The sequence below is a fragment of the Plantibacter lichenum genome (assembly GCF_050587525.1).
GTDB lineage: Bacteria > Actinomycetota > Actinomycetes > Actinomycetales > Microbacteriaceae > Plantibacter.
On the sequence record NZ_JBOBFT010000010.1, the window covers coordinates 162,984 to 189,091 of the forward strand.

Here is a 26,108-nt window from a genome sequence, read left to right on the forward strand (position 1 = left end):
CCTCAGGCAGTTGTCCTCGCGTCGCGGGAGAGACGTCAGGAGGTGAGACCCGTGATCATCGACACGAGCTCGTTGTGCGTCGTCTCCGCGACCGTCTTCGTGGCGACCTGCGTGCCGCGGCGCAGCACGGTGACCCGATCGGCGATGCGGAACACCTGCTCCATGTTGTGGCTCACGATGAGCACGGCCGCACCGCGCGCTTTGAGCTTGAGGATGGTCTCCTCCACCTTCGCCGTCTCGGCGACGCCGAGGGCCGCGGTCGGTTCGTCCATGAGCACGAGGCTGCTCGACCAGTGCGTGGCGCGAGCGATGGCGATGCCCTGCCGCTGTCCGCCGGACAGGTCGCTGAGCGCGGCCTTCGCGGACGGGATCCGCACGTCGAGTTCGTCGACGAGCGCTTGCGTGCGCGTCGCCATCGCCTTGCGGTCGAGGATGCCGAACGGCTTCTTCCGCAACTCGCGGCCGAGGAACAGGTTCATGTACACGGGCTGCAGGTCCACGAGCGCGAGGTCCTGATAGACGACCTCGACACCCTTGTTCCTGGCGTCCGAGGCGTCCCGGAAGCTCGTGCGAGCCCCGTTCAACCAGATCTCGCCATCGGTCGGCTGGTAGAGCCCGGAGATGATCTTCACGAGCGTGGACTTGCCGGCGCCGTTGTCTCCGACGAGCGCGACGATCTCGCCCGGTTCGATCTCGAGGTCGAACCGTTTGATCGCGACGATGCCGCCGAAGTGCTTCGTGATGCCGTCGAGCCGCAGCGGGTTGACTGCCGCCCCGGCCGAGCCGGGGGTCGAAGTGGTGTCTGCGATGGTCATGCCGTCCTCCCGGATGCGGTGGAAGCGCTGGAACTGGATGAGATGGAGCGGTTGATGCCGTCGAGCGCATCGGCGATCGTGAGCGGCGCGGAGCCGTCGGCGGACCAGACGCCTTCGACCCGCGGGTTGCCCGTGGACAGCCCCGAGATCCCGGCGGTGAGTCCGCGCGACACGAAGACCTGCGGGCGGAACCCGAAGAGGACGGTGTCGCCCGGTGCCGCACGATGGTCGCCGAGCGGAACGCTCGCGTAGTAGTCGATGGCGTCGGCCGCCGGCATGTCCACGTGCAGTTCCGGCGCGGTCGCGACGTCGGCGCCCGGTGAGACGAAGAGGGCGCTCGTCGGCGTCCCTTCGAGGACCGGGTCGACGTAGAGGCCGCCGCCGAAGACGTATGCGTCGCCGTTCCAGAGGTGCGAGACCTCGGAGACGTAGGCGATCGCCGGTTCCTCGACGAGGTCGTGCGCCGCGTGCAGCGGGGTGGTGCCGGTGAGCCCGTGGCCCGGCTCCACCTGGGTGGCACCTGCCTCTGCGAGCGTCGACAGGATCGAGACCGACGTCGTGCCCGGCGCGTTGACCTGCACGTCCTGGCGTCCGGCACGTTCGAGGGCCCGCAGTGCGGTCGTGAGCGTCGCGAGGTTCGGCGTGGACGCCGCCGTCCCGGTCTCTCGATCGAAGAGGGTGGCGGGGAACGTCGTGATCCCCGCGAACCGGACGCCGGGAATGGCATCGATGCGATCGGCGAGTGCCACGACGTCGGCCGCGTCGAATCCACCCTCGTGACCGCGATAGAAACGATCACCCGGGGCGACGATGCGCAGCAGCACGTCCTGGAAGCGACCGGCGGCGAGCGCGGCCGCACCGGCCTCGGCGGCCTTCGTCTCGGAGAACACCGTCCAGTAGAGGGGTGCGAGTGCAGCGGCCTCGGACGCACGGTGCTTGGGGATCTGCACGAGGTGACCGAGGTGACCCGCCGCGAGCCCGCCCGCCGCGGCGGCGATCGCGCACTCGAGGTCGACACCGACCGCGTGGCTGATGCCCCCGGCGGCGATCGCCCGGGACGCGTCGGGGTTCCGTCCGATCTGCTTGGTCATCGCGAACGGCGTGAGCCCGAGCCGTGCGGCTTCGGTCGCGAGCGCCGTCGCATTGCGAGTGACCGCATCGAGGTCGATCACGTACGTGTTGGCGGGGATCGTCCCGTCCTGGTGGAATCGCGCGGCCGCTTCGAGGAGCGTCGGGTTGCGGCGGCGGAGGAGGTCCAAGAACATCGGTGGTCCTAACTGCTCTTCTTGGCGCGGAGGGAGAGGGAGACGGCGATGAGGATGATCACGCCGCGCACGATCATCTGCTGCGCCACGTTGAGACCGGCGAGGAGCAGGCCGTAGTTGATCATGCTCATGAACAGGCTGCCGACGAGGGCGCCGATGATCGAGCCCTTGCCGCCCGTGAGCGCGGTGCCGCCGACGATGACCGCGGCGAGCACGCTCATGAGGTCGGAGGTGCCGAGCGTGTAGGTGGCTCCGGCGAGGCGGCCGGCGTAGAGGAGGCCGGCGAGCGCTGCGGTCACACCGCTCAGGATGAAGACGATCATCGTGACCCGGTTGACCCTGATGCCGCTCACGGCCGCAGCCGCGGGCTTGTTGCCGACCGCGAGCACATGAGCACCGAAGCGACGCTGGCGCAGCACGTGCCAACCGATCGCGACGATGATCACGGTCCACCAGATGAGGATCGGGATGCCGAGGAGGGTGCCGCCGCCGAACACGAAGCTGAAGACGGGCTCGGTGACCGGGACCGACTGCAGGTTCGTGAGCTGCTGGGCGAGCCCCGTCACGAGTCCCATCGTCGCGAGCGTCACGAGGAACGACGGCAGCCGCATGATCGTGACGAACGCACCGTTCACCGCACCGACGGCTGCGCCGATCGCGAGCCCGGCGAGGGCTGCGATCCACCACTGGTGCGTGGACTGCAGGGTGACGGCGGCGCCGAGTGAGGCGAGCGCGACGGTCGAGCCGATGGAGAGGTCGATGTGCCCGATCGAGAGCACGAACACCGCACCGACGGCCATGACCGTGATGGGGGCCGCCTGCGTGATGATGTTGACGAGGGTGGTGGCGTTCAGGAAGTTGCCTCCCTGCGTGGCGGCGAAGTAGATGAAGACCACGACGAAGCCGATGTAGACGACGTACTGCCTCCAATCGACGTGTCGCAGGGCTTCGCCGGCGGTCTTGCGGCCGTCGGTCGTCGTGGTTGTCATGATGCTTCTCTTTCTCGTGGGGTGCGCTCAGTCTCTTCGGAGTGGCGTGCGGTGTCGATGGCCAAGCGCACGGCGCCGGCGATGGGCGCGTGGGAGCCGAGGGTGCTGATGACGACCTGGAGGTCCGGTCGCCCGAGCCGGACGAGCCAGTCGCGGATGGGTTCGAGGAGTTCGACGCGTGTGCCGATCCCGCCGCCGAGGACGAAGAGGCCGGGATTCACCACGGCGTCGACGGCGACGAGCGCGTGGGCGAGCCAGCGGGCTTCGGCGTCGAGGGAGGCGACGGCGTGGGCGTCGCCGAGTTCCGCGCGGTCGAAGACCTCTGCTGCGCTGTGGGACGCCTCCCCGGAATGGAGCGTGTACCTGCCGGTGATCGCGTCGCCGGCGACGACCTCTTCGAGCGCTCCTCTGCGGTGCGAGACGGGGTCGAGCGGATCGGCTCCGAGCGGCAGGTAGCCGATCTCGCCCGCTCCGCCGTTCGCACCGGCCCAGAGCTTGCCGTCGAGGATGAGGCCGACGCCGATGCCGGTGCCGACCGAGACGAAGGCGAAGCTGTCGTGGCGTTCTCCGGCACCCTCGTGGAGTTCGCCGAGGGCCGCGATGTTGACGTCGTTCTCGAGGACGACGGGGTGGCCGAGCGCGGTTTCGAGCTCGCCCGTGAGGCTGAATCCGGCGAGGTCGCCGAGGTTGGGTGCTCGGTCGAACTGGCCGGACGACCCGTCGGCGACGCCGGCGCCGCCGATCGCTGTTGCGACGACATCGACCGAGGTGGCCCCGGCGGCGACGGCGAGACGGCTCACGATGTCGGCGAGCTGGGTCACGAGACCGCGCCCGCCGCCGTCGATCGTCGGTTCCGCCACCTCGTACAGCACACGGCCGGTCAGATCGGCGAGCCCCGCCCGGACCTTCGTCCCGCCGAGGTCGATGCCGACGACGAATCGGGGGCTGTCCGCGGCAGCGCCGGAGAGCGGCTGGTGTGAGGCGTTCACAGCACCTCCAGGACGCGTGCGGGGTTGGTCGCGAGCAGGTGCTCGATCTGGGCTTCGGTCACACCGCGTTCGAGGAGCGCCGGCACGAAGGCTGCACCGAGGTAGGAGTAGCCGAGCTGCCCGTGGGTGCCCGGGTTCATCCAGACCTCGGCGCCGGTGAGGTCCTCGGCGAGCAGGATGCGGTCGGTGTACCCGAGGGAGACGAGCCAGGCCACGAGGTCGGCCCGACCGGCGTCCGAGCGGTGGAACGAGTGCTTTCCGAACTCGCCCTCCGGGCGGTCCTCCGGCTCCGGCCCGAGGAAGAAGTCCCAGGTCTCCTTGCCGATCGTGTCGATCGCGATGCGAGCACCCAGGTCGAGGACCTCGCGGACGAGGTCACGGGAGAGATGGGTGTCCATGTGTCCGACGACGACGCGATCGAGGTCGACGCCTTCCCAACGCAGGATGTCGAGTTGCTCGACGGCCATCGTGCCGTGGGTCGTGTGGGTCATGATCGAGAGGCCGGTCTCGCGCTGCGCACGGCCGATGGCGCGGAGGCACTTCTCCTCGTGTGCGGTGATCTCGCCGAGGCTCGTCGCCTGTTCGCCGAAGATGCCCGCGCGGACACCGGATTCGCCGATGCCGTGCCGCACGTCCCGCAGGAGTCGCTCGGTCAGGGTGGCGAGGTCCGCTTCCCGCGACCAGGCGGGCGAGTACGACTCGAGGTAGAACGCGGTCCCGGAGACGATGTGGAGACCGGTGCGCCGGGACACCTCGATGAGGAGCGCAGCGTTGTCGCCGTCCGCGTCACGGCCGACGACGCCGTACGGGCTGAGGTCGACGACGGTTCCGAAGCCGAGGTCCTGCAGCCCGGCGAGGGCCGCGACCGCGAGCTCGACGGCATCGACTCCCGCTGCACGGGTTCCGCCGCTCTGCCACGGACCGGGGGTCAGGGACAAGAGGTGTTCGTGTGGCATGACCCGGCCCAGTTGATCGGCTGGGACCGGCCCGAGCACGGTGGTGACCTGCCCTGGCATGGTTCTCCTTCGGTGGTGCGAGTGGTGCCCTTCGACAGGCTCAGGGACCGGACGTGCGTCCCTGAGCCTGCTAGAGGGTGGTGCGGTTGGGCGGGCGAGGCGGCAGTTGGGGGGATCCGCCGCCCCGCCCGGTCTGTGGGTCAGCCTCCGGTGACGCTCGACGGGGGCTTGGTTCCGTAGTCGGACTCCCACCCCTTGTCGAGATCGGACTTCGTGACCTTGGTGGGGTCGGAGGCGACCAGCTCGGGAGCGGCCTTGTCGAGCACGCCGTACGCGCCGGCGAGGGCGAGGCCCTTGCCGATGCCGAGCGAACCGTTGCCGACCATGCCGGCGACGGTGTCGCCGGAGACCATCGCTGCGCCGAGCGTGGTGTCGAGGTCGTTCGTCACGACCTTGATGTCGGTGCGGCCGGAGGCCTTGATCGCGGCGACGACGCCCTGTGCCGCGGTGGCCCAGGAGACGTAGATGCCCTTGAGGTTCGGGTTCTTGGCGATCATGGCGGCGGCGATGGTCTGCGTGGCCGTCTCATCGGCGAAGCCCTGCTCGTCGACGATCTTCATGTCCGGGTACTCGTAGGCGAGCCACGACTTGAACGCTTCGTCGCGCTGGTTCGTGAACCAGAAGTTCGCGTTGTAGGAGATGTAGCCGACGTCGCCCTTCTTGCCGAGCGCGTCGCCGAGGATCTCCGCGTTGTCGCGTCCTGCTTCGGTGAGGTTCTCGGTGACGATCGAGACGAAGTCCTTGCCCGCCTTGTAGCCCTCGGGCGGCGTCGTCATGATGACGAGCTTCGTTCCGGCGTCGACGGCAGGCTTGAAGGCCTTCGCCGCGGAGGTCGGGTCGACCGCGATCGTGACGATGATGCTCGGCTTGAGCGCGAGGACCGTCTGCACGTTGTTGGCCTGGGTGGCGGCGTTGAAGCTCGCCTGGGTGCTGGCGACGACGTCGATGCCGAGCTTCGTGAACTCGTCGCGGGCGCCCTTCTCGACGGCCGTGACGAAGTCGCTCGAGGTGTGCCAGACGAAGGCGGCGGTGAACTTGCCCTCCTTCACCTTGGTCTGCTCCTCGGGGGTGAGGGACAGTTCGGAGAGCGCGCCGGGCTTCTCACCGTTGGGGCCGGTGAATTCGAGGCTGGGTTTGGCGGCGGGCGTGGACGATGCCGTCGATGCGGCGCCTCCGCCTGCCGAGCAGCCCGCGAGGGCGAGCGTCAGGGCGAGGGCGCCGACTGCGGCGGCCCGCAAGCGGAACCTTCGGGTGGTGGGTGCTGTGCTCATGGGGTGTGACCTTCCGTGACCGGGTGGGGGACCTGTCCGGTGGCGGCCCGCGGAGAGCATCCGTGACCCCGTCACCATCGACTTGTGTGAATCATTTTGATTTCAACAAGCAATCAAAGTCAACCCCGAGTTTGTATCGAACAGATTACGGGCGGATGAAAAGCTCTGACATTGGTCGAATCGACGCGACTGCGGTAGTTTTGAGTTCAAGCTGATCGCAATAGGGGAACGAGGGCTCGATGGTGCAGGACACGCGGGAGCTGAACCGCAAAGCCGTGCTGACCGCGCTCATGCACGCGCGCCCGGCCAGCCGGAAGCAGATCGCCGAGGCGTCCGGCATCTCCGCCGCGACCGTCACCCGCGCCGTCGACCAGCTCATCACCGAGGGCATCGTCACCGAGACGACCGAGATCATCGCTGAGACCCGCGGCCGGCGGGCGGTCCAGCTCGATGTCGTGGCCGACCGCAGCTATGTCGTCGGCATCGATCTCGGCGCCTCGAACACCCGACTCATCGTGGCCGACCTCCTGGCCAACCCGCTCATCGCCATCGAGACGCCCACTCCCGGCGACACGACCTCCCTCGAACTCGCGAGCTGGCTCGCAGACACCATCCGCGATGCGGCGGGCGACGTCTGGGACCTCGTCGAGCACGTCTCGCTCGGCCTGCCCGGCGCCGTGAGCCAGCGCGACCGCACCGTGTCGAACGCGCCCAACCTGCCGCAGATCGAAGCCGGCGCGTTCCTGTGGGACGTCGAGGAGGCCATCGGCAGGCCCGTCCGCTTCGACAACGACGCCAACTACGCTCTCCTCGGCGAGCAGCACTTCGGAGCCGCGCGCTCCGCGACGAATGCCGCGATGCTCACGATCGGCTCCGGTCTCGGCGCCGGTCTCGCGATCGACGGCCGCATCCTCCAGGGCGAGCGCGGCCTCATCGGCGAGTTCGGTCAGCTCCCGGTCGGACCCCTCGGCACGCGTCTCGAACACCTCGTCACGGGCGGCGGCATCCTGCGTCGTGCCGCGGAGGCCGGCATCGAGCTGAGTGAACCGCACGAGCTCTTCGCGGAGGATGCCGGCCCGGCGCTCCAGGCACTCCGTGCGCACTTCGACCAGGCGCTCCTCATCGTCCTGACGGCGACGACCGTGTCGTGCGATCCGCAGACGATCGTGCTCGGCGGCGGCATCGCGAACTCGCTCGCGTCCACGCTCGACCGCTACCAGCTCGCGCTCGAACAGAACCTCCGCGTCTCGCCGACCCTCGCACCCGCGGAACTGGGCGACTTCTCCGGCTCGGTCGGCGCCGTCGTCGCGGCTCTGCACGGTGTGTACGAAGGGCTCGGCGTCCATGAGGACACCTTCGTCCGGCTCCCCCACGGCACCGCGCTCGCCCGGGCGCAGGTCGATGCGGCGAGGCGTGCGACCCGTCCGGTGTGAGCCTGAGCGAGCTGTCCTGAGCGACCCCGCCTGAGCGACCCCGCCTGACCGCAGGACACCAGCCCGAGAGCAGGACACCAGCCCGAGAGCAGGACGGACCCCTCGATCCGTCCTCACGCCACGCAGTTCTCCTCGTCTCGTGCTCCTCCACACGTGTGGCGCAACCGCTCTCCACCCGCCCACCACTACGGTGATTCCATGCAGAGTCGCCTCATCGCCCCGGTCGCGTACCGCCTCCTGTTCGCTGCCGCGGGCCTCGTCGCCGTCCTCACGCAGCTCTTCGCGGTCACGGTCGCCAAGGGCTACGGCGTGGTGAACTTCTTCAGCTACTTCACGAACCTGTCGAACCTGCTCGTGTCCGTGGTGTTCATCGTGAGCGCGATCCGTCTTCTGCGGAACCACACGCCCACTCGGGCCGATGTCGCGATCCGTGGTGGGGCCGTCGTGTACATCGCGTTCGTCGGTCTCGTCTTCAACACGCTGCTGCGCGACGTCGATCTCGGCGACCTGATCCCGTGGGTCAACCTGATCGTGCATTTCCTCATCCCGATCGTCGCCGTCGTCGACTGGATCCTCTGGCCGCCGAGGCTCACGCTGCCGTTCCGCGTCACGTTCGTCTGGATGATCTTCCCCGCCGTGTACGTCGCGTACTCGCTCATCCGCGGGGCGGCGACCGGCTTCTACGCGTACCCGTTCTTCAACCCGGCTCAGCCCGGTGGCTACGTCGGTGTCGCCCTGTACTGCGCCGTGATGCTCGTCGGCTTCTTCGTGCTCGCCGTCGTGATCCGCTGGATCGGCAACGCACGCAGTGCGGAACGCGTCACGGAGCGGACGACCGCGCGGGGCTGATCGGGGCCGCGCTCGTCACCGGTCGCTGATCGCCGTAGCAGTGCGGCCGGGGACGAGGAATCCGGCGAGGACGTCGTGGACGGCGCGTGCGTCTGATGCCGCGTCGGCCTGATCCGACTCAGGCCGCCCCTGGACCGCGGCCAGAAGCGCGGCCATCCGCTCGATGGTGCGTGCAGCGAGCGCTTCGACGGGGAGGCGCACGGTCGTGAGGCCGAGCAGGTCCGAGCCGTGCAGGAGCCCATCGCACCCGGTGACCGACACGTCGTCGGGACAACGGATGCCACGCGCCGCCGCCGCACGCAGCACCTCCAGCTGGCGGAGGTCGGTCGGGCACATGATCGCCGTGGCCCGACCTGCCGAAACCTCGTCGAGAGCCGCATCAGCACCATCGGCCTGCGCAACGGCGGAAACGACGAGCACGGTCGCTCCGAGTTCCGTAAGCCGTTCGGCCATCGCAGTCGCCCGCGTCCATTCCGGGTGCGAGATCGTCTCTGGTGGCGTGATGACGGCCACGCCCCGGTGCCCGAGCGAATACACGTGGTCGGCCAACATCCGGCCGTGCAGCCGCTCGTCGTAGGAGACGGCGTTGATGCTCGGGTGCGGTTCCGGCCTCCCGGCTCTGATCATCGGAACCTCGTCGCGGAACGGCAGGAGCCGCTCGCTGGATACGTCGCCGGTCGCGATGATGAGACCGGCGACCCGCATCCCGAGCAGGCGCCGGAGCCCGGAAACCTGGCTCTGCCCGTCACCGTCATGAGTGGCGGTGACGGAGACGAGCTCCATCCCCCGCACATGTGCGGCACTCTGCAGGGAGTCGAAGAGCCGACCGTACGCGGGGTTCGTGGAGTCTCGCAGCAGGAGACCGATGACGTCGCTCCGACCTGCGGCGAGTTCGCTCGCCATCATGTTCGGGACGAACCCGAGCTCGTCGGCCGCGTCGATGACGCGCTTCCGCGTCGCATCGGACACCCGACCGCTGCCGTAGAGCGCTCGGGAGACGGTCGCACGAGAGATCCCGAGGTGGCGGGCCAGGTCGCTTTCGGTCAACCGAAGTCGTGGCGAAGCCGGGCGATCTGTGAACTCGTCGGCCGCCATATGCCCTCCGGAATCGCCCGTCGACGCGAGCCGATCACCGGTCGCACGTTCCGTCAACTCTACCGACAGCCCTCCGTCCGCCCGCAGCCGTCGCAGCCGTGCGGGCAGCCGCCGCGGATGAGCTCGGGGGCGTCTGCGACGCTGGCGCCGGCCGCTTCGCTCGTCAGGTTCCACGTGTGGACGGGCTCCCATTCGAGGCTGTTCCACCAGTGACCGGACCAGTCGTCGGACTGGAAGCGGTACATCGAGACGTACTCCGCGGTGAAGTCGGTCGAGGGCGCGATGTCGAGTTGCCGGATGAAGGCATCCACCTCCGCCTGCCGCTCGGGCCACACCATGAGTTCGTGCGAGGCGAGTGAGAGATGAGCGCGGAAGTGATCCGCTCTGAACTCCTTCACGAGGTATCCGTCGAGGGGCACGACGAGTGGTTCGAGAGCGGCATTGACGTCGACGGCGAGGCTGTGGAGCGGTTCGTTGACGCTGCCGTCGGCCAGACGGTCGACGTCGTAGCCGATGGCGGATCGTGTGGCGATCCCGCCGTTGTGGACGGGGAAGCCCGGACGATCCGTGAGGACGGGGTCGAGCGCCGCGATGATGTCGGCCTCGTCCGCCAGCATCGGGACCGAGCCGGCGAGCGTCGCATGGGGAGGGTAGGCACCGGCCGAGACGAGCCCGAACTGCCGTTCGACGAGGAAGGTGATCGTCGAGACGGCCGTGGACGTGCGCGCATCCGGGCGGAGGAAGACGCCGTAGACGGGCGGCTGAGTGGAAGGAAGAGAGGTCATCGTGAGTCATTCCGTGAGGGGGTGAACTGGACAGCGGTCGAGCGGCTCGACTGGGTGGTGGGGCGGACCTTGGGCTCCGAGCCCGCCCCACCAGGGCGTCACTTGCGGACGTTGTATTCCTTGATGGCCTTGTCACCGCCGTCCTGTGCTTTCATCAGGGCGGTCTTCACATCGGCCCCGCCGAAGATCTCTTCGACCGCGCTCTTCGCGAGCTTGCGCGCCTCACCCATCGCACCGGTGTGGCATCCCGCACTCGCGACCGAGTCGGTAGTGTTCTTCAGCTGTTCGAGCAACACCTCCTGGGTCGGTGTCACGGTGTCGCCCAACTCATCGAGCGCTGTGGTCGAGCTCGGCAGGTAGCCGGTCTCCTCGAAGATCCGACTCTGCGATTCCGGAGTGGCGAGGAATTCGGCGAACGATGCGGCAGCAGCCAGTTCAGCGTCGCTGTTGCCGTCTTTGACGAGCCACACCGAGTTACCGCCGGGGACGGCTCCGCCCTTGGACGAGCCGATGGGCAGCGGCCACGCACCGAACTCGAACCCGGCTGCCTTCTTCGCATCGCCGTAGATGCGCGAGGACTGAAGCATGAGCGCGGCCTCCCCCGCCACGAACGCGTTGAGCGCAGCGCCGCCGTCGCTTCCGACGTTGAGCATTGCACCGCTCGTCACGAGGTCCTGCATCCGCTGCCAGATCGCGACTTGCCGATCACTCGCATACGAGAATCCCGTCGCGGCTTCGGAGCCGACCCCGTTGTCCGGCGTACAGTACGCGATGCCCTCTGACGCCGAGAACTGTTCTGGCCACCATTGGTCGATGAAGGTGGTGAACCCCGGTTTGCCGGACGCCCCGTGCAGTTTCGTCGCGACGTCGAAGAGCTCGTCGAGCGTCTTCGGCGGCTTCGCCGGGTCGATGCCCGCTGCCTCGAGGACCGCCGTGTTGTAGACGATGACGGGCTGCGACACCATGATCGGGATCGACGAGAGCTCTCCGTCGAAGGTGTAGTAGTTCGCGAGCACCGGAACGAGGTCCGAGTCGTCGAAGGTCTTTCCCTCGAGGTTCTTCACCTCGCCCGGCGGCACCGTCAGACCGCTGTCCTTCAGATAGGTCGAGAAGGTGTCTCCGCCCTGGATGATCGCCGGGAGCTCACCACCTTGGACGGCATTCGCGAGCTTCGCCATCGACTCCTCGTACTGGCCCTGGAAGATCGCATTGATCGTGACGTCCTCGTGACTCTGGTTGAACTCGTCCACGAGCGCCACGAGCGTGTCGGCCGGAACGCCCGTCGCCGAGTACCAGAAGTCGATCTTCACGGGACCGGCCGGTTTCTCCGGAGTACCGGCACAGCCGGCCAGGAGTACTGCGGACAGCCCCAGACCGACGGCGGCGGGGGCGATGCGATTTCGTTTCATTTCACTGCTCCTTGAGTGAGTCCTTTTGCAAGGAATCGTTGCCCCGCGATCACGAGGACGATGGTGGGGACGACGGCGATGAGCACGCCGGCGAGGGACGCGCCGATGTCCGCTCCGGATTCATCGGTGAGGATTTTGATCCCCACCTGGACGGTCCGGATGTCGGGGCTCTGCGAGACGATGAGTGGCCAGAGATAGCCGTTCCACGCGCCGATCGCAGACAGCAGCGTCACGGTCACGACCGTCGGCCCGTTGAGCGGCACGAGGAATCGGAACAGGAACGACATCGGTCGCACGCCGTCGACGACGGCTGCCTCGTGGATCTCCTTCGGGAAGGACAGGAACGTCTGCCGGAGGAGGAACACGTTGTACGCGGAGACCAAATAGGGCAGGAACATCGCGACGATGGTGTCGAAGAGCCCGAGCGACTGGATCGTCAGGTAGTTGGACACGAGTGTCGTCTCGCCCGGGATCATCATCGTGATGAGGATGAACCCGAACATGATCGCCGGTCGTCGGAGCCTTCCGAACACGAGCGCGTAGGCCGCGAGCAGCGCGGTCAGGACCTGCGCTCCGGTCTGAGCGATGGTGACGACCGCCGAGTTGAACATTTGCTGGACGAGGGGCGCCCGACGAAGTGCGTCCTCGAAGTGTTCGAAGGAGAACCCCGTCGGCAGGATGTCCGCGATCGTTCCCGTGATGGCCTGGCCGGGGCGGAACGCCGCGAACAGCACGTAGACGACCGGCAGGATGACGAGGAAGGAGACGATCGCGAGGTAGCCGATGATCGAGAAACGGGCGAGTCTGGCATTCACGAGTAGGTGACCTTCCGCTCAAGGCATCGGAACTGGATCGCGGTCATGATCGCAATGATCACGAGAAGGACGATGCCGCGCGCGGACGAGGCTCCGTAGTCGGCCGTTCCGCTGAACGCCTTCGCCCAGATGTCGAATACGAGCGTCTTCGTGGCTCCGCCGGGACCGCCGCTCGTGACGATGCTGATGACCGTGAACTCTCGGATGGCGCCGGCCGACTGCGTCACGACGAGGAAGAACAGCGTCGGTGTGATGAGGGGGAAGGTGATCGACCGGAGTCGTCTCCACCATCCCGCCCCGTCGACAGAGGCCGCCTCCTCCACGTCCACGGGGATCATGTCGATCGCGGCGATGAGGATGAGGGTTACGAAACCGAGCGACGTCCACACCTCGACGATGACGATCGACACCATCGCCATCGTCGGTTCTGTGATCCAGCCGGCAGGACTGCCCGTCAGCGCAATCGCGACCTGGTCGAGGATGCCGATGTGCGGCGTCATCATCGCGCGGAAGGCGAGACCGCCGACGGCCGCGGACACGGCCATCGGGATGAGGACCGTCACCCTCGCGAACGTCGTACCGCGAAGGCGTTTCGCGAGGGGCACGGCCAGGGCGAGCCCGACGGCGAGCTTGCCGGCGACCGTGAGGATCACGAAGACGAGGGTGGTCGTGAGCGTCCGGTGGAGTTCCGGGTCCTCGAACATGCTCACGTAGTTGTCGAGCCCGATGAATCCGGCCGCACGGCCGAAGAGGTCGGTCTTCTGGAACGACAGCGCGAAGGTGTTCACGAGCGGTGCGTAGCTGAACGACAGCAACAGGACGGTCACGGGGGCAAGCGCGATCCAGGCCCAGAACAGTGGTCTCCTTCGGCGTCGAAGCGTTCGAGGACGCCCAGGTGGGTCGGCGTCCCTGATCTCGCTCGCAACGGTGGTCAGCTTCATTGGTGCTCCTCGGTCTCGACGGTGAGTGTGTTCGTTGCAGGTTCCGGTGATGGGCCCGGCTGCGAGAGCGCGTCCGCACGCACATCGCAGAATTGCGAGAGCGCGTCCGCAATTGCAGTTACCCTAGTTCGATGGTTCCCAATATGCAATGCAAGATACAGAAATAACAGACGTTGGTTATGGGTGAACAGACCAACGAGCGGCGAGGCTTCCACCCCGCCGCCCCGGCCTGCTCATCGGCGCACGTTGTACTCCTCGATCGCCTTGTTGCCGGCGAGCTGCGCTTTCGTGAGCGCCTCGGCGACATCGACCCCGGCGTAGATCTCCTCGATCGCACTCGTCACGAGCGACCGAGCCTCGCCGAGAGCACCGGCGTGGCAACCAGCGCTGGCCATGGATTCATTCGCATCCTCGAGCTGCTTCAGGATCACACTCTGCGTCGGTGCCAGCGTTCCGTCGAGAGCCTCGAGCGCCCTCACGGAACTGGGCAGATAGCCGGTCTCCTCGAAAATGCGACGCTGAGCGTCCGGCGACGCGAGGAACTCGGCGAAGGAGGCAGCTGCGGCGAGCTCCTGGTCGTTGTTGCCCTCCTTCACCAGCCACACCGAGTTGCCACCGGGGACGACACCGCCCTCCGACGAGTCGATGGGGAGCGGCCAGGCACCGAACTCGAAGTCGGCTGCGGCGAGCGCGTCTCCGTACACTCGCGACGACTGCAGCACGATCGCAGACTGCCCCGTGACGAATGCCTTCAGCGCTGCGTCGCCATCGGTCCCGACGTTCAGCATCGCACCGCTCTGGACGAGTTCCTGGACACGCTTCCACGCAGCGATCTGAGGATCTGTCGTGTAGGTGAAACCTGTCGCCGGTTCGGAACCGACCCCGTTGTCCTGCGTGCAGTACTCGACGCCGGCGGATGCCGCGAACTGCTCCGCCCACCACGGATTGATGTGCGAGGTGAGGCCGGCACCTCCCGTGGACTGATGCGCCGCGGCGGCGATATCGAAGAGCTCCCCGAGCGTCGACGGCGCTTTCGACGGGTCTATGCCCGCCGCCTCGAGCACGGCTCGGTTGTAGAAGACGACGGGGTGCGACACCATGATCGGGATCGAGGAGAGCTCACCGTCGAAGGTGTAGTAGTTCGCGTTGCCGGGGACGAGGTCGGAATCGTCGAACGTCTTCCCGTCGAGGTTCTTCACTTCACCCGGCGGAACAGTCAGCCCGCTGTCGCGCAGGTAGGTCGAGAAGGTGTCGCCCCCTTGGATGACCGCCGGGAGGTCCCCACCTTGGACCGCATTCGTGAGTTTCGCCATCGACTCCTCGTAGAGCCCCTGGAAGATCGGGTTCACGGTCACGCCGTCGTGGCCGGCGTTGAACTCGTCGACGAGAGCGACGAGCGTGTCTGCCGGCACACCGGTCACCGAGTACCAGAAGTCGATGTTCACCGGGCCGGACGAGGCCGGCGGCGCGCCGGAGCACCCCGCGAGAAGGGCTGCGCTGAGCCCCAGACCGACGGTGACGGGGAGGATGCTGCTGCGTTGCATGTCACTGCTCCTTGGGTCAGTCCTCGAACGAGGACGCGGGCCCTCTTCGACGAGGGCGATGGTTGTGGCGGAAGTGGCAGCTACGTTATTGGCCCGTTCGATAATCTGCAATGTTAGCGGCAAACATGTCAATAAGGGTTCATTTGCCTTATGCTACGAGGATTTGTTCACACGACCGAACGGGAGGGACTCGATGGATTGGACATTCGCGGCAGCCGCGGCAGCGGCCGTGATCGTGCTCCTGACCGGGAGGAATGATGGCTCCCCTCTCGCTGCCCTCGCGCAGTCGACGTCGCGCGGCGCAGGCGCCTGGGCTCCCGTGCTGCTCATCGCGATACTTCCCCTGCTTCCACTGCTTGGCGTCCATCACGTGGCCGATTCATTGCACGCACTGGCCGCCGGACCATCGACGTCACGAGCGGGACTTCTGGCATTCCTCCTGGCGATCATCGCGACGATCACCCTGTCGGTACTCCTGTCTGCGCCCAACAGCATCACGCTCGCGATCGTCGGAGCGCTCGCAGGGACCGCGATGGCGACCGACAGCGCAGTCGACGTGCGGCGCACCGCCACGGTCCTCACCATCGCGATGGTGGCGCCGGTCATGGCCGCCGTGCTCGCCTGGTGGCTGGCACGCCTCCCCCTGCACCTCGGTCCAGCCCGAGCCGACGCGGTCCTCGCCGGCGCCCGGAAGACGGTGTTCGGGGCACTCGCACTCGCCTACTCGGCGAACGACGGCCAGAAGGTGCTGTTCCTCATCACCCTCGCGAGCGGCGGATCCGTCGCGTCGACCGCACGATCCCCAGCACTCATTGCCGCGGGCGTCCTGCTCTTCGGCACGGGAACGTTCATCGGACTCCGCCGTTCAGGACGAGCACTCCGGCACGGGGCGAGCTCCCCCAGCCCCACCCAGTCCCTCTGGTCCCAAACGTCCGCGGCGATCGTGGTCACCGCCGGGGCCGCAGCAGGCACTCCGATGAGCATGACGCAAGCGACCGTCGGCGGCGTCGTCGGGGCAGGCCTCACGCGCGGCTGGCGAGCGCTCCGTTGGATCCCGGTTGCCCGCATCATGCTCTCCTGACTGTGGTCGCTGCCCGTCGCCGCAGGGATCGCGTACGGGCTGACGCTGCTCCTGGAGCGTCTCTGACCGCCCGATTCGCATGACCGGATTCCATTCACCCCTGAAAGGCAAGACCCATGAGCCGACTCTCCGACCGCCTCCGACACCGCAAACGCCGCACGATCCCCGAACTGCTCCTCCGACAGATCGACCACACGATCGCGGGCGTCGCCCTCGCCAGACAGGTGTGCGCGGGGCCGGGCGACGCACTCGAAGCCGGCCCCGACCTCGCTTCCGCACCAGTGTCGGGCACTCCACCGGTGAGTGAAACCGGCCGGAGCGAGATGGCGGAGATCGAGCACCGCGGCGACTCAGCGCGAGCCCGGCTCATCGACCACATGTCGAGTTCACTCACAACACCCCTCGACCGGGAAGACATCTTCCGCGCGTCCAGATCGATCGACGACGTCCTCGACAATGTTCGCGACTTCATCCGAGAACTCGACCTCTGGCAGGTCCGGATCCCTGCTGGCGGCGCAGATGCTCTGGAAGCGATCGCCGACGCACTCGTTCACCTCCAAGAGGGCGTCCGTTCCATCCGGCTTCCCGCTTCACAAGGCCATCTGCTCGCCGCACGAAAAGCTGCGAAGGGCGTTCGATCCCACTATCAGCACGGTCTCGCGGAGATCTTCGACGGCGAACTGACGATGGACACGCTCAAACGACGAGAGGCGTTGCGGCGTCTCGATGTCGTCTCACTGCGACTCGTCGAAGCGGCCGACGCCCTCCTCGACGGGCAGATCAAGCGCACGATGTAGGGCTTCGCTCGCTGTCCGAGCATGCACATCCACCCTGTGGATAACTCTCCTCCAGTGCGAAGCGCACCTGATATACCTGATGAGTTCGATGACGAAGCAGGAGAGCACATGACGAGACACAGAACCATCCGCCGTTCGATTGCGGGTGCACTCATCGGCACACTCGCCGCGCTCGCGGGATTCGCCGGGGGAAGTGCCGGGGCGACACAGCCCATCGGTGTCTCAGAGCCCGACCGATCGGGGTGGTGCCCCACGTGGCAGCAGCAGTACGAAGCGCAGTCGAACGTGATCGGGGTGACTTCCGACACAGTCATGACGCTTCGGCACCGCGCGGACTTCACCGCCGAGCGCCCGGAGAACAGCCTCGCGGCGTTCCACACGTCCTATCAGTACTGCCGTGCCGGGATCGAGACGGACGTCCGACCGACGCAGGACGGCGAGCTCGTCGCATTCCACGACGCACACGTCGGCAAGATGCTCGAGCCCGGATTCGACCCGCTCTCTCTCCAGGGGCCCAACCAGCTTCTGAGCGAGCTGACACTGGCCCAGGTGAAGACGAAACGGCTCGTGAACACGGCGACGAGGCGGCCCACCGAGCACTCGGTGCCAACAATCCGCGAGCTGCTCGAGGACTACCTGACTCACGACGGCCAGTCGATCCTCTACCTGGAAGTGAAGGACGGCGCGAGCATCATTCCAACGGCCGCCGTCATCCAGGACGTCGCGGCGCTTCATCCCGAGGCGGAGTTGATCAAACGCGTCATCCTGAAGATCGTGATGAGCACGTACCCCACCCCTACGGACTTCTTCGAAGCCCTCCGACGAGCCGGCATCACCCAGAACATCCGAACGGCTCCGATGATGGCCCCACGCATGGCCGATCGCATCAACAATCTGCCGTACAGCGTCCCGAACGTGCCCGGACAATCCTACGAATCAAACGCGACCCGGTCCGTCGCCCAATGGGCCAACCAGCCCGGAAGCCTCGTCCAGAGCGTCGAAGTCCTCGTCAAGGACTCCTCTGACTTCGTTCATACCGAGATGAAAGCCAGCTCCCAGGGCGACTACGCCGCTCCGACGTCGCTGACCACTGCGAACACGAGCGAAGGCACGATGGCGGAGATGGCGATGGTCGTGAAAGCCAACCGGAAAGCACTCGGGAATTTCGTGCCGATCCCCGACTACATCCTCTGGCGCACCGATCGTCTGCGCGACGCGAGCGTGCCGAACGTCATCCCGGGCAAGAATGAGACGATGCCGGTGACTGAGGCGTACTACCAGAATGACTCGACGTGCTGCTTCCAGCTGCAGGATCGACTCCAGCAGAGTGATACAGCCCACGAAATCGCCGAGCTCCGGATGAACCTTGCCTGGCAGCGCAGTATCGGCTTCAACGTCTTGACGACGGATGATGCAGATTCGATCGACACGTTCTATCGGGCTCGAGGCGAGCTGTCCACAGTCACCACACCCCGCACCTACCCACCGCCCGCAGCCATGAACTCACGATTGTCCTGGGATCTCGGATACGTGCCTCTGCCCGATCGGCCGAAGATCAAGCTGATGGGTTGGGGCGGCGAGTGGGCCGGGTGGTGGGGCGGCACCGCATGCCTGTGGAATCAGAAGCTCGGTTGGGGCGCCCCCACCTACGGCTGGGTGTACAACTGCGGCAACGGGACGGCGCAGGGCGACGGGTACTCCGATCGAATGGTCACTCGCGTCCTCAGCGACGGTCGAATGGAGATCCGATCGTACGAGCCCGGCGGATACTGCCTCACTTCGCCTGCCTCGTCGGATCCGAACGCCTCGGGCACGGTGGATTGGGTTCCCTGCGGAATCCAGGCTGCTGATGAACGCGCTCTCTGGACCATGACCCGAGAGGGTCGGTTCCGCGACCAGCACGGCCGGTACCTGTCGTTCACCGCAGGCGGCGCGCTCTACGGAGGTCTGCCATACGGGGTCACGAACGTCGTGCCGGCGGCCGAGGCGACCGACACCTGGACGCAGTGGGCCTTGGCGCCGAACCCCTAGGCGCCATCCTGGCCACAGGAGAACACCCCCGCAGCAGGACGGAGCTCCGGATCCGCCCTGCTGTCGGGCTGTTCTCCTGCCCTCGAGCTGCCTGCAAGCAGGGCTCACACGAGCAGGGGCGCGAGCTGCCGAGAGCCGTCGAGCATCAGATCGAGGAGGTCGGCCGGCTGCTCCACACGGATCGACGGGGCCGAGAGCGAGAGACCGGCGACCAGCCCGCCACGGTCGTCGCGGATCGGAACGACGAGACAGCCGTACCCCGGGGTGAGCTCACCGGACTGCCGCGCGTAGCCGAGCCGCTCGACGTCGTCCACGAGCGCCCTCACATCGACCGACGGCGAAGCGACCAGGCCGGAACAGTCCTGGCCACCCGACACGAGCTCCCGCAGGAGCAGCCGGCCGATCGCGGACGCGTCCAGATGCCGGACGATCCGCGCCTCATCGCTCAACGGGAAGTCCGGATCCGGGTCGACGATGCGGATGCGCTCACCCTCGTACCGGACCAGATGGACGCCACCGCGGACGCTCGAACGCATTCGGCCCATGACGTCTCGTGCGGCTTGCGGAGGTGGAGCCGGGGCGACGAGATGGGCGAGCTCCACGACTTTCCGCCCGAGCGCGAACCCGCGGAGATCCGGCATCCGCACGAGGTACTCGTCCTGCACGAGGAGATTGAGGAGCCGATACGTCGTCGCCCGAGGCATGTCGAGTCCGGCGGAGACCTCCTGCGCGGTGACCCCCGCACCGCATCGGGCGACCTCCTCGAGCACCGCGAGGGCGCTGTGGATCGCCTTGGGCTGTCTGGCGCGGAGATCGCCCGCCCCACTCATCGCGGGGCCGCCGGCGAGCCGCCCCCTGCGTGATCTCCGACACCGGCCCCACCATCGTCCCGGCCACTGGCCCCACCCCTGCCGACACCGGAACCGGAACCGGAACCGCCGAGCACGTCCCCCAGCACCGTCACGTCGAAGACGCCGACCGTCGAACTCAACCACGGTCTCCGCAGGTGTCGGACGGCCCACACACAGACGCCCGCGATCATCGAGCAGAGGAACACCCACACGCCCACAGCGCGATCCGTTCCCAACTCCACGACGAGGTACACGACGAGCGCGACGGCGAGCAGGGCACCGGCCGCGAGCGCACGCACCACGGGCCAGGCGGTCGCCTCACCGATCCGCCTGAGGAAGACGGGAGCCGCCGCGCACACGAGGATGTACGCCGTGATGTAGCCCGCGGCGGCGACCACGATGAGCACCTGCATCGCCGCCCACACCCCGCTGCCCACCGCGATCGCGACGATCGGAACCACCGTGACCATGGGCATCGCCACCAGGATCGCGACGTGCGGCGTATGGAAGCGACGATGCGTGCGACCGAATCGCGACGGCAGGACGCCTTCACGTCCCATCGAGAACAGGACCCGGACGAGCGCAGTGACGGACGCGATCGCACACGCGAGGAAGGACGCGGCGACCGAGACGTCGAGGAGCAGCCCCATCCACTCGACCCCGTACGCGGTCGCGAGGTCGTTGATGGGGCTCGCGCTCGCAGTGAGGTCAAGGCCGAGGCCCGCGAACCCGACGAGTTGACTGTAGGAGGTGACGAGGTAGAGCAGCCCTGAGACGATGACGGTCCAGCCGATGGCACGTGGGATGTTCGCGAACGGGCGCCGCGCTTCGACGCCGAGGGTCGCGGAGCTCTCGAAGCCCACGAACGCGGTGATCGCGAGTACGGCACCGACGGCGAAGTTCGCCGGATCCGCGTGGACGGTCAACGCCGACCACTCGATCGTCGGCCCGAACCGGCTGAGCAGGACTCCGACGAGCACGAGGACGATCGCGACGGAAGCGGACTCGACGAGCAGGGTCACCCTGGTCGACACCCGGATGCCACGCACGAGCACGACGAGGCAGACGGCGGCCATCGCGACGATCAACACCGCCACCACGAGCGAGGACCCCGGCATCCCCGGCCAGAACCGGTGGAGCAGGATCGCGAGGTAGTAGCCCGCTCCGGCGAGCGCGAACATCGCGATGAAGCCGTAGCCGATGAGGAGCGCGACGCCCGCGACGAACGCCGCGCCGGTTCCGAGCCCCTTCGACACGAAGGTGTAGAGCGAGCCGGTCGCGGCGATGCGCTTCGTGAAGACGTTCACGGTGCCTGCGACGAGGAGGGAGATGAGCATGGCCGTCGCGAGGGACCACACGGTCGCGCCACCCGCCGTGACCGTGACGAGGAGCGGGATGGTCGTCGCAGCGGCGGACGGCGCGACGGCCGAGACCGATTGGGCGAGCACGTCGACGAAGCCGACGCTACGGCGGTCGAGGCCGTCCACGGGGGACCTGGAGTCGAGGCCGTGGACCATCGGCGGATTGCTGATCGCACGCTCGAGGGCCGTCATGCCGCAAGCGTAGGCCGCCCGCATTGCACCGGCGTGGCGGCCGTGTTTCGCGTTCGTGACCGTCAAATGAGACAGGGGTTCCGCATCGTCTCATTCGTCGTGCGGAGGGTGTTACCCCGTCGAGACGGCGGCGCAACAGCCGAGGACGATGCTGATGCCATCCCCGATCGACCGGCACCACCGAACCCTGGAGATCACCCCATGACCGTCACGAAAGACCCCGCCGCCGTCGCGGGACAGCCCACCCGGGCGCTCACCGGATCCCTCGGCGTCACCGCCATCGTCTTCATGGTGGTCGCCGCCGCTGCACCCCTCACCGTCGTCGGCGGTGCGGCACCCCTCGGCATCCTGCTCGGCAACGGCGTCGGCTTCCCCAGCATGTACGCGATCTCCGCGGTCGTCCTCCTCCTCTTCGCCGTCGGCCTCGCGGCGATGACCCGCCACGTCCCGAAGCCCGGCGCGTTCTTCACCTTCGTCGGTTACGGCCTCGGCAAACCGGCCGGCCTCGCGACAGCGTTCCTCGCCCTCCTCACCTACACGGCCATCCAGGTCTCGGTGCACGGCTACATCGGCTACCTCCTGAGCGTGACCGTCGCCGGCCTCGGCGGACCGACGATCCCCTGGTACCTGTACTCGCTCGCGGGCATCGCGATCGTCGGCTTCCTCGGGTACCGGCACATCGACCTCAGCTCGAAGGTGCTCGGCATCCTCCTCGTCGCGGAGGTCGGGATCGTGCTGATCCTCGTCGCCGCCGTCGTCTTCCGGGGCGGCGCGACGGGACTCTCCGCGGCACCGTTCGAACCGTCGCACGTCTTCTCCGGATCTCCCGGCATCGGCCTCATGTTCGCGATCGCCGCGTTCATCGGCTTCGAAGCGACGGCCATCTTCCGCGACGAGGCGAAGGACCCTGCACGCACCATCCCGCGGGCGACGTACATCGCCGTCATCGGCATCGGCGTCTTCTACACCCTCGCCTCCTGGGCGCTCGTGATGGCGTGGGGGCCGGACGAGGTCGTGAAGATCGCGGGCGACGACCCCGGCGCGATGATCCTCAAGACGACGCTCATGTACCTCGGCCCGGTCGGCGAGGCGGTCATCAACGTGCTCCTCATCACGAGCATGTTCGCGTGCGTCCTGTCCTTCCACAACGTCATCACGCGGTACCAGCACTCGATGTCGAATGCGGGTGTCCTCCCCGGACGGCTCGGCGGCGTGCACCACAAGCACCTCTCGCCGCACACGTCCTCGCTCGTGCAGAGCATCACGGCGGCCGTCCTCATCGTCGTCTTCGCGGTCCTCGGCCTCGATCCCGTCCTGCAGGTCTTCACCTGGTTCGCCGGAGTCGCGACGCTCGCGATCGCGATCCTGATGGCCGTCACGAGCCTCGCAGTGATCGTCTACTTCGCCCGAACCAGGCAGGACAAACGACTGTGGAACACGGTGATCGCGCCCGGGCTCGGCTTCATCGGGCTCGTCGGGGCGGCCGTGGTCATCACCGCGAACTTCCCGATGCTCGTCGGCGATGTGAATGCGTCCGGGGCTCCGAGCTTCGGCCTCGTGAGCGCCGTCCTCCTGGCCCTCATCGTGATCTGCCCCGTCTTCGGGCTCGTCCAAGCGGCCGTCCTGAAGCGGACGAGGCCCGCCGTCTACAGCAACATCATGGACGCCATCTCCGACTGAGCCGGCCCCTAGTCCCGGTCCCTGAGCCCGTCGAAGGGCATCGACCGCCCGCACCCTCCCCGGTCCCTGAGCCTGTCGAAGGGCATCGACCGCCCGCACCCTCCCCGGTCCCTGAGCCTGTCGAAGGGCATCGACCGCCCGCACCGCAACCACCCCGTGAAGGAGCACCACCCATGACCATCACCGACCCCACGATCACCGGCGGCACCGAGCAGACGTCATCGCAGCACCCGCTCACGAGCCTCACGGCGGCGGAGTTCGAGCGCATCCGCGACATCGTCACCGCCTCCGCCCCCTTCACCCCGACGACGCGATTCGCGTACGTGGGCCTCGAGGAACCGCACAAGCGCGAGGTCCTCGCCTGGCAGGACGGAACAGCTCCGCTCCCGGAACGGAACGCGCGGGTCATGCTGCTCGACATGGCGACGGGCGCATCGACCGACAACATCGTGTCCCTCGACGCGGGAGCCGTCACGACCTCGCACCTGCTCGACGGTTCCACCGGACAGCTGCCGATCCTCATCGAGGAGTTCGAAGCGGTCGCCGACATCGTCGCAGAGGACCCCGCGTGGGTCGATGCGCTCGCCTCCCGCGGGTGCACGGTCGACCAGGTCGTCGTGGTCCCGTTGTCCGCCGGATACTACGACTTCCCCGAGGAGGCGGGCCGCCGCATCGTGCGCGTGCTCGCCTTCCGCCAGGACTACCCGGAGGACCACCCGTGGGCGCATCCGGTCGACGGGCTGAGCGCCTACGTCGATACGGCCGCGCGGAAGATCACGCGACTCGTCGATGCGACGCCGCTCGCGATCCCCGCCGAGTCGGGCAACTTCGACGACCTGGCCGTGCAGGGCGAGCCGCTGACCACCCTCAAGCCCATCGTCATCACCCAGCCGGAAGGTCCGAGCTTCCGGGTCGACGGCGAGTTCGTCGAGTGGGCGAACTGGAAGTTCCAGATCGGCTTCGACACCCGCGAAGGCCTCGTCCTCCGTCAGCTGTCGTTCAACGACGCCGGCACCGACCGGCCGATCATCTACCGCGCCTCCATCAATGAGATGCTCGTCCCCTACGGCGACCCGTCACCCGTGCGGTTCTGGCAGAACTACTTCGACACCGGCGAATACCTCTTCGGCCGCTTCACCAACTCGCTCGCCCTCGGCTGCGACTGCGTCGGCGAGATCCAGTACTTCGATGCGACACTCGCCGACGAGCTCGGCAACCCGTTCACGATCGAGAACGGCATCTGCATGCACGAGGAGGACTTCGGAACGCTCTGGAAGCACAGTGACATGTTCACGGGATCCAACGAGGTGCGCCGGTCGCGTCGCCTCGTCATCTCGTTCTTCACGACGGTCGGCAACTACGACTACGGCTTCTACTGGTACCTGTACCTCGACGGCACGATCGAGTGCGAATCGAAGCTCACCGGCATCCTCTTCACCTCCGCGTACCCGGGACTCGACGAGGACGGCAACGACTACCCGTACGCGTCGGAGGTCGCGCCAGGACTCGGCGGCCCGTACCACCAGCACCTGTTCAGCGCACGGCTCGACATGATGGTCGACGGCGTCTCGAACGCGGTCGACGAGGTCGACGCGGTCCGGGTGCCGATCGGACCGGGCAACGAGCACGGCAACGCGTTCACGAAGCAGGTCACCCGGCTCACGAGCGAAGCGACGTCCGGGCGGACGGCCGATGCCTCCGTCGGCCGCGCCTGGCACATCGTCAACACCGAGCAGACCAACCGAATGGGCCGGCCGACCGGATACGTGCTCTACCCGCAGGATGCACCGACGATGATGGCTGACCCGTCGTCCTCGATCGCCAAGCGCGCCGAGTTCGCGACGAAGCACCTGTTCGTGACGCAGTACGACCCGGCGGAGCGCTACGCGGCCGGCGATTTCGTGCACCAGAACCCGGGCGGGGACGGCATCACGAAGTACATCGCCGACGACGCATCCGTCGACGGCGAGGACATCGTGCTCTGGCACACCTTCGGGCCCACGCACTTCCCGCGGCCGGAGGACTGGCCGGTGATGCCCGTCGACTACGCGAAGTTCACGCTCAAGCCGTACGGCTTCTTCGGGAAGAACCCCGCGATGAACGTGCCGGCGAGTGAGCCCGTCCACGCGTGCTCGCACGGACACGACGGCGATGCGCACGCGGGTCACGGTGGCCATGCGGCCGCGCACGACGACCACGCCGGTCACTCGCACGACCAGTACTGAGGACCCGCGATCATGGTCGAGGCACTGCACCTCGGGGCGCTCCTCCCCGCCGCCGTCGGTGCATGCTGCACAGTGGGAGGCCGACGCGGGATCGTCGACCTCGTCGCCGCCATCGTGATGCTCGCGGCCATGATCGACGCCGCCACGGGCGCCGCGCTCCTGCACCCTCTGGTGTGGGGCGCGGTGCTCGTGGCGGTCGGGATCGTCTCGGCCGCGCGGTTGCGCGGGGTCGGGGCGAGCTCGGCGACCGCGGCGACCGCCGACATCGGCGCCGACACCGAGACTCCGGCCGCCGTCGCCACCGTCACCGTCACCGCCGAGCGACAGCATCGCCTCATGCTCGTGCACACCTCTCTCGGCTTGCTCGTCATGGCGACGATGCTCGTGGCGATGGCGTCACACGGATCGCATGCCGCCCTCGGCACACCTTCTTCCGTCACGCATCATGGCGCTGCCGGAGCCGGCACGTTCGGCGTCATCGTCGCTGCGGCAGTCGCTTCCTACACCGCCTTCACGGCATGGCTCACCGCCTCGGCCGTGCGTTCCCGTCGCATCCTCCCCGCCGTCGAACTCACGAGCATGGCCCTTTCCCTCACCGCAATGGCCTTCGCCCTCGCCGTCTGACCCTTCTCGAGCCTTCGCAGCTGAAACGGGTCCGGGATGAAACTGGACGA

Annotated in this window: 22 protein-coding genes; 8 read left to right on the top strand and 14 right to left on the bottom strand. The window is 67.5% G+C overall.

Annotation, left to right across the window (positions count from 1 at the left end; genetic code table 11):
* Window positions 1-35 precede the first annotated feature (35 nt).
* The 6 genes from ACQ3HB_RS14795 to ACQ3HB_RS14820 form a co-directional block, all read right to left on the bottom strand.
* On the bottom strand, window positions 36-815 hold the full coding sequence (locus ACQ3HB_RS14795) for an ATP-binding cassette domain-containing protein (protein ID WP_430920924.1): 780 nt from the start codon (window positions 813-815) through the stop codon (window positions 36-38).
* On the bottom strand, window positions 812-2,080 hold the full coding sequence (locus tag ACQ3HB_RS14800) for an alanine racemase (protein WP_430920925.1): 1,269 nt from the start codon (window positions 2,078-2,080) through the stop codon (window positions 812-814). Before ACQ3HB_RS14800 ends, ACQ3HB_RS14795 begins: the two co-directional genes overlap by 4 nt.
* An 8-nt stretch (window positions 2,081-2,088) precedes the next feature.
* The gene (locus ACQ3HB_RS14805) at window positions 2,089-3,069 is read right to left on the bottom strand and encodes an ABC transporter permease (protein ID WP_430920927.1); all 981 of its coding nucleotides are present in this window, start codon (window positions 3,067-3,069) and stop codon (window positions 2,089-2,091) included.
* Window positions 3,066-4,058 (bottom strand): ROK family protein, encoded by a 993-nt coding sequence (locus ACQ3HB_RS14810; RefSeq protein WP_430920929.1) that lies wholly within the window; start codon window positions 4,056-4,058, stop codon window positions 3,066-3,068. The genes ACQ3HB_RS14805 and ACQ3HB_RS14810 overlap by 4 nt, the downstream gene beginning before the upstream one ends.
* Window positions 4,055-5,074, bottom strand: coding sequence for a phosphotriesterase family protein (locus tag ACQ3HB_RS14815; RefSeq protein WP_430920931.1), 1,020 nt, complete (start codon window positions 5,072-5,074; stop codon window positions 4,055-4,057). The genes ACQ3HB_RS14810 and ACQ3HB_RS14815 overlap by 4 nt, the downstream gene beginning before the upstream one ends.
* 140 nt (window positions 5,075-5,214) lie before the next feature.
* Window positions 5,215-6,345, bottom strand: a complete 1,131-nt coding sequence (locus tag ACQ3HB_RS14820; protein WP_430920932.1) for a substrate-binding domain-containing protein — start codon at window positions 6,343-6,345, stop codon at window positions 5,215-5,217.
* A 239-nt stretch (window positions 6,346-6,584) separates the two neighbouring features.
* On the opposite strand from ACQ3HB_RS14820, the gene ACQ3HB_RS14825 reads away from it, so the two are divergent.
* Both ACQ3HB_RS14825 and ACQ3HB_RS14830 read left to right on the top strand, forming a co-directional pair.
* Window positions 6,585-7,778: an ROK family protein gene (locus tag ACQ3HB_RS14825; RefSeq protein ID WP_430920933.1), complete on the top strand. Its 1,194-nt coding sequence runs from the start codon at window positions 6,585-6,587 to the stop codon at window positions 7,776-7,778.
* Window positions 7,779-7,976: 198 nt separating this feature from the next.
* On the top strand, window positions 7,977-8,627 hold the full coding sequence (locus ACQ3HB_RS14830) for a Pr6Pr family membrane protein (RefSeq protein WP_430920935.1): 651 nt from the start codon (window positions 7,977-7,979) through the stop codon (window positions 8,625-8,627).
* 15 nt (window positions 8,628-8,642) lie between these two features.
* Here ACQ3HB_RS14830 and ACQ3HB_RS14835 read toward each other — a convergent pair whose 3' ends face one another.
* From ACQ3HB_RS14835 to ACQ3HB_RS14860, 6 genes are all read right to left on the bottom strand, one after another.
* The gene (locus ACQ3HB_RS14835) at window positions 8,643-9,674 is read right to left on the bottom strand and encodes a LacI family DNA-binding transcriptional regulator (protein ID WP_430920937.1); all 1,032 of its coding nucleotides are present in this window, start codon (window positions 9,672-9,674) and stop codon (window positions 8,643-8,645) included.
* 107 nt (window positions 9,675-9,781) lie between these two features.
* Window positions 9,782-10,507 carry a heme utilization protein gene (locus ACQ3HB_RS14840; RefSeq protein WP_430920939.1) on the bottom strand — a complete coding sequence of 242 codons (726 nt, stop codon included), beginning with the start codon at window positions 10,505-10,507 and terminating at the stop codon, window positions 9,782-9,784.
* Between the two features lie 98 nt (window positions 10,508-10,605).
* Entirely contained in the window at window positions 10,606-11,916 is a 1,311-nt protein-coding gene (locus ACQ3HB_RS14845) for an extracellular solute-binding protein (protein ID WP_430920941.1), read from the bottom strand.
* Window positions 11,913-12,731: a carbohydrate ABC transporter permease gene (locus ACQ3HB_RS14850; RefSeq protein ID WP_430920943.1), complete on the bottom strand. Its 819-nt coding sequence runs from the start codon at window positions 12,729-12,731 to the stop codon at window positions 11,913-11,915. The genes ACQ3HB_RS14845 and ACQ3HB_RS14850 overlap by 4 nt, the downstream gene beginning before the upstream one ends.
* Complete coding sequence (locus ACQ3HB_RS14855) at window positions 12,728-13,672, bottom strand: carbohydrate ABC transporter permease (RefSeq protein ID WP_430920945.1); 945 nt, start codon at window positions 13,670-13,672, stop codon at window positions 12,728-12,730. Before ACQ3HB_RS14855 ends, ACQ3HB_RS14850 begins: the two co-directional genes overlap by 4 nt.
* Before the next feature lie 233 nt (window positions 13,673-13,905).
* Complete coding sequence (locus ACQ3HB_RS14860) at window positions 13,906-15,216, bottom strand: ABC transporter substrate-binding protein (RefSeq protein WP_430920947.1); 1,311 nt, start codon at window positions 15,214-15,216, stop codon at window positions 13,906-13,908.
* A gap of 193 nt (window positions 15,217-15,409) precedes the next feature.
* On the opposite strand from ACQ3HB_RS14860, the gene ACQ3HB_RS14865 reads away from it, so the two are divergent.
* The 3 genes from ACQ3HB_RS14865 (at window position 15,410) to ACQ3HB_RS14875 (ending at window position 19,125) form a co-directional block, all read left to right on the top strand.
* Window positions 15,410-16,297, top strand: coding sequence for an inorganic phosphate transporter (locus ACQ3HB_RS14865; protein WP_430920949.1), 888 nt, complete (start codon window positions 15,410-15,412; stop codon window positions 16,295-16,297).
* A 116-nt stretch (window positions 16,298-16,413) separates the two neighbouring features.
* Window positions 16,414-17,094 (top strand): DUF47 domain-containing protein, encoded by a 681-nt coding sequence (locus ACQ3HB_RS14870; protein WP_430920951.1) that lies wholly within the window; start codon window positions 16,414-16,416, stop codon window positions 17,092-17,094.
* 108 nt (window positions 17,095-17,202) lie between these two features.
* Window positions 17,203-19,125: a glycerophosphodiester phosphodiesterase family protein gene (locus ACQ3HB_RS14875; RefSeq protein ID WP_430920952.1), complete on the top strand. Its 1,923-nt coding sequence runs from the start codon at window positions 17,203-17,205 to the stop codon at window positions 19,123-19,125.
* A gap of 104 nt (window positions 19,126-19,229) precedes the next feature.
* On the opposite strand, the gene ACQ3HB_RS14880 is transcribed toward ACQ3HB_RS14875, so the two are convergent.
* Both ACQ3HB_RS14880 and ACQ3HB_RS14885 read right to left on the bottom strand, forming a co-directional pair.
* Entirely contained in the window at window positions 19,230-19,955 is a 726-nt protein-coding gene (locus ACQ3HB_RS14880; RefSeq protein ID WP_430920953.1) for an IclR family transcriptional regulator, read from the bottom strand.
* Window positions 19,952-21,529, bottom strand: coding sequence for an APC family permease (locus ACQ3HB_RS14885; RefSeq protein WP_430920954.1), 1,578 nt, complete (start codon window positions 21,527-21,529; stop codon window positions 19,952-19,954). Before ACQ3HB_RS14885 ends, ACQ3HB_RS14880 begins: the two co-directional genes overlap by 4 nt.
* A 201-nt stretch (window positions 21,530-21,730) precedes the next feature.
* On the opposite strand from ACQ3HB_RS14885, the gene ACQ3HB_RS14890 reads away from it, so the two are divergent.
* The 3 genes from ACQ3HB_RS14890 (at window position 21,731) to ACQ3HB_RS14900 (ending at window position 26,058) form a co-directional block, all read left to right on the top strand.
* A complete protein-coding gene (locus ACQ3HB_RS14890) occupies window positions 21,731-23,209 on the top strand; it encodes an APC family permease (RefSeq protein ID WP_430920956.1) in 1,479 nt (492 codons plus the stop codon).
* A gap of 173 nt (window positions 23,210-23,382) precedes the next feature.
* Window positions 23,383-25,434 carry a primary-amine oxidase gene (locus ACQ3HB_RS14895; RefSeq protein WP_430920958.1) on the top strand — a complete coding sequence of 684 codons (2,052 nt, stop codon included), beginning with the start codon at window positions 23,383-23,385 and terminating at the stop codon, window positions 25,432-25,434.
* Window positions 25,435-25,446: 12 nt separating this feature from the next.
* The gene (locus ACQ3HB_RS14900; RefSeq protein WP_430920959.1) at window positions 25,447-26,058 is read left to right on the top strand and encodes a hypothetical protein; all 612 of its coding nucleotides are present in this window, start codon (window positions 25,447-25,449) and stop codon (window positions 26,056-26,058) included.
* Window positions 26,059-26,108 lie beyond the last annotated feature (50 nt).

Coding starts and splice junctions, on each gene's coding strand:
- ACQ3HB_RS14795 (WP_430920924.1), bottom strand. CDS start 815: ATGACCATCGCAGACACCACTTCGACCCCCGGCTCGGCCGGGGCGGCA.
- ACQ3HB_RS14800 (WP_430920925.1), bottom strand. CDS start 2,080: ATGTTCTTGGACCTCCTCCGCCGCCGCAACCCGACGCTCCTCGAAGCG.
- ACQ3HB_RS14805 (WP_430920927.1), bottom strand. CDS start 3,069: ATGACAACCACGACGACCGACGGCCGCAAGACCGCCGGCGAAGCCCTG.
- ACQ3HB_RS14815 (WP_430920931.1), bottom strand. CDS start 5,074: ATGCCAGGGCAGGTCACCACCGTGCTCGGGCCGGTCCCAGCCGATCAA.
- ACQ3HB_RS14820 (WP_430920932.1), bottom strand. CDS start 6,345: ATGAGCACAGCACCCACCACCCGAAGGTTCCGCTTGCGGGCCGCCGCA.
- ACQ3HB_RS14825 (WP_430920933.1), top strand. CDS start 6,585: ATGGTGCAGGACACGCGGGAGCTGAACCGCAAAGCCGTGCTGACCGCG.
- ACQ3HB_RS14830 (WP_430920935.1), top strand. CDS start 7,977: ATGCAGAGTCGCCTCATCGCCCCGGTCGCGTACCGCCTCCTGTTCGCT.
- ACQ3HB_RS14840 (WP_430920939.1), bottom strand. CDS start 10,507: ATGACCTCTCTTCCTTCCACTCAGCCGCCCGTCTACGGCGTCTTCCTC.
- ACQ3HB_RS14845 (WP_430920941.1), bottom strand. CDS start 11,916: ATGAAACGAAATCGCATCGCCCCCGCCGCCGTCGGTCTGGGGCTGTCC.
- ACQ3HB_RS14855 (WP_430920945.1), bottom strand. CDS start 13,672: ATGAAGCTGACCACCGTTGCGAGCGAGATCAGGGACGCCGACCCACCT.
- ACQ3HB_RS14860 (WP_430920947.1), bottom strand. CDS start 15,216: ATGCAACGCAGCAGCATCCTCCCCGTCACCGTCGGTCTGGGGCTCAGC.
- ACQ3HB_RS14865 (WP_430920949.1), top strand. CDS start 15,410: ATGGATTGGACATTCGCGGCAGCCGCGGCAGCGGCCGTGATCGTGCTC.
- ACQ3HB_RS14870 (WP_430920951.1), top strand. CDS start 16,414: ATGAGCCGACTCTCCGACCGCCTCCGACACCGCAAACGCCGCACGATC.
- ACQ3HB_RS14875 (WP_430920952.1), top strand. CDS start 17,203: ATGACGAGACACAGAACCATCCGCCGTTCGATTGCGGGTGCACTCATC.
- ACQ3HB_RS14880 (WP_430920953.1), bottom strand. CDS start 19,955: ATGAGTGGGGCGGGCGATCTCCGCGCCAGACAGCCCAAGGCGATCCAC.
- ACQ3HB_RS14885 (WP_430920954.1), bottom strand. CDS start 21,529: ATGACGGCCCTCGAGCGTGCGATCAGCAATCCGCCGATGGTCCACGGC.
- ACQ3HB_RS14890 (WP_430920956.1), top strand. CDS start 21,731: ATGACCGTCACGAAAGACCCCGCCGCCGTCGCGGGACAGCCCACCCGG.
- ACQ3HB_RS14895 (WP_430920958.1), top strand. CDS start 23,383: ATGACCATCACCGACCCCACGATCACCGGCGGCACCGAGCAGACGTCA.
- ACQ3HB_RS14900 (WP_430920959.1), top strand. CDS start 25,447: ATGGTCGAGGCACTGCACCTCGGGGCGCTCCTCCCCGCCGCCGTCGGT.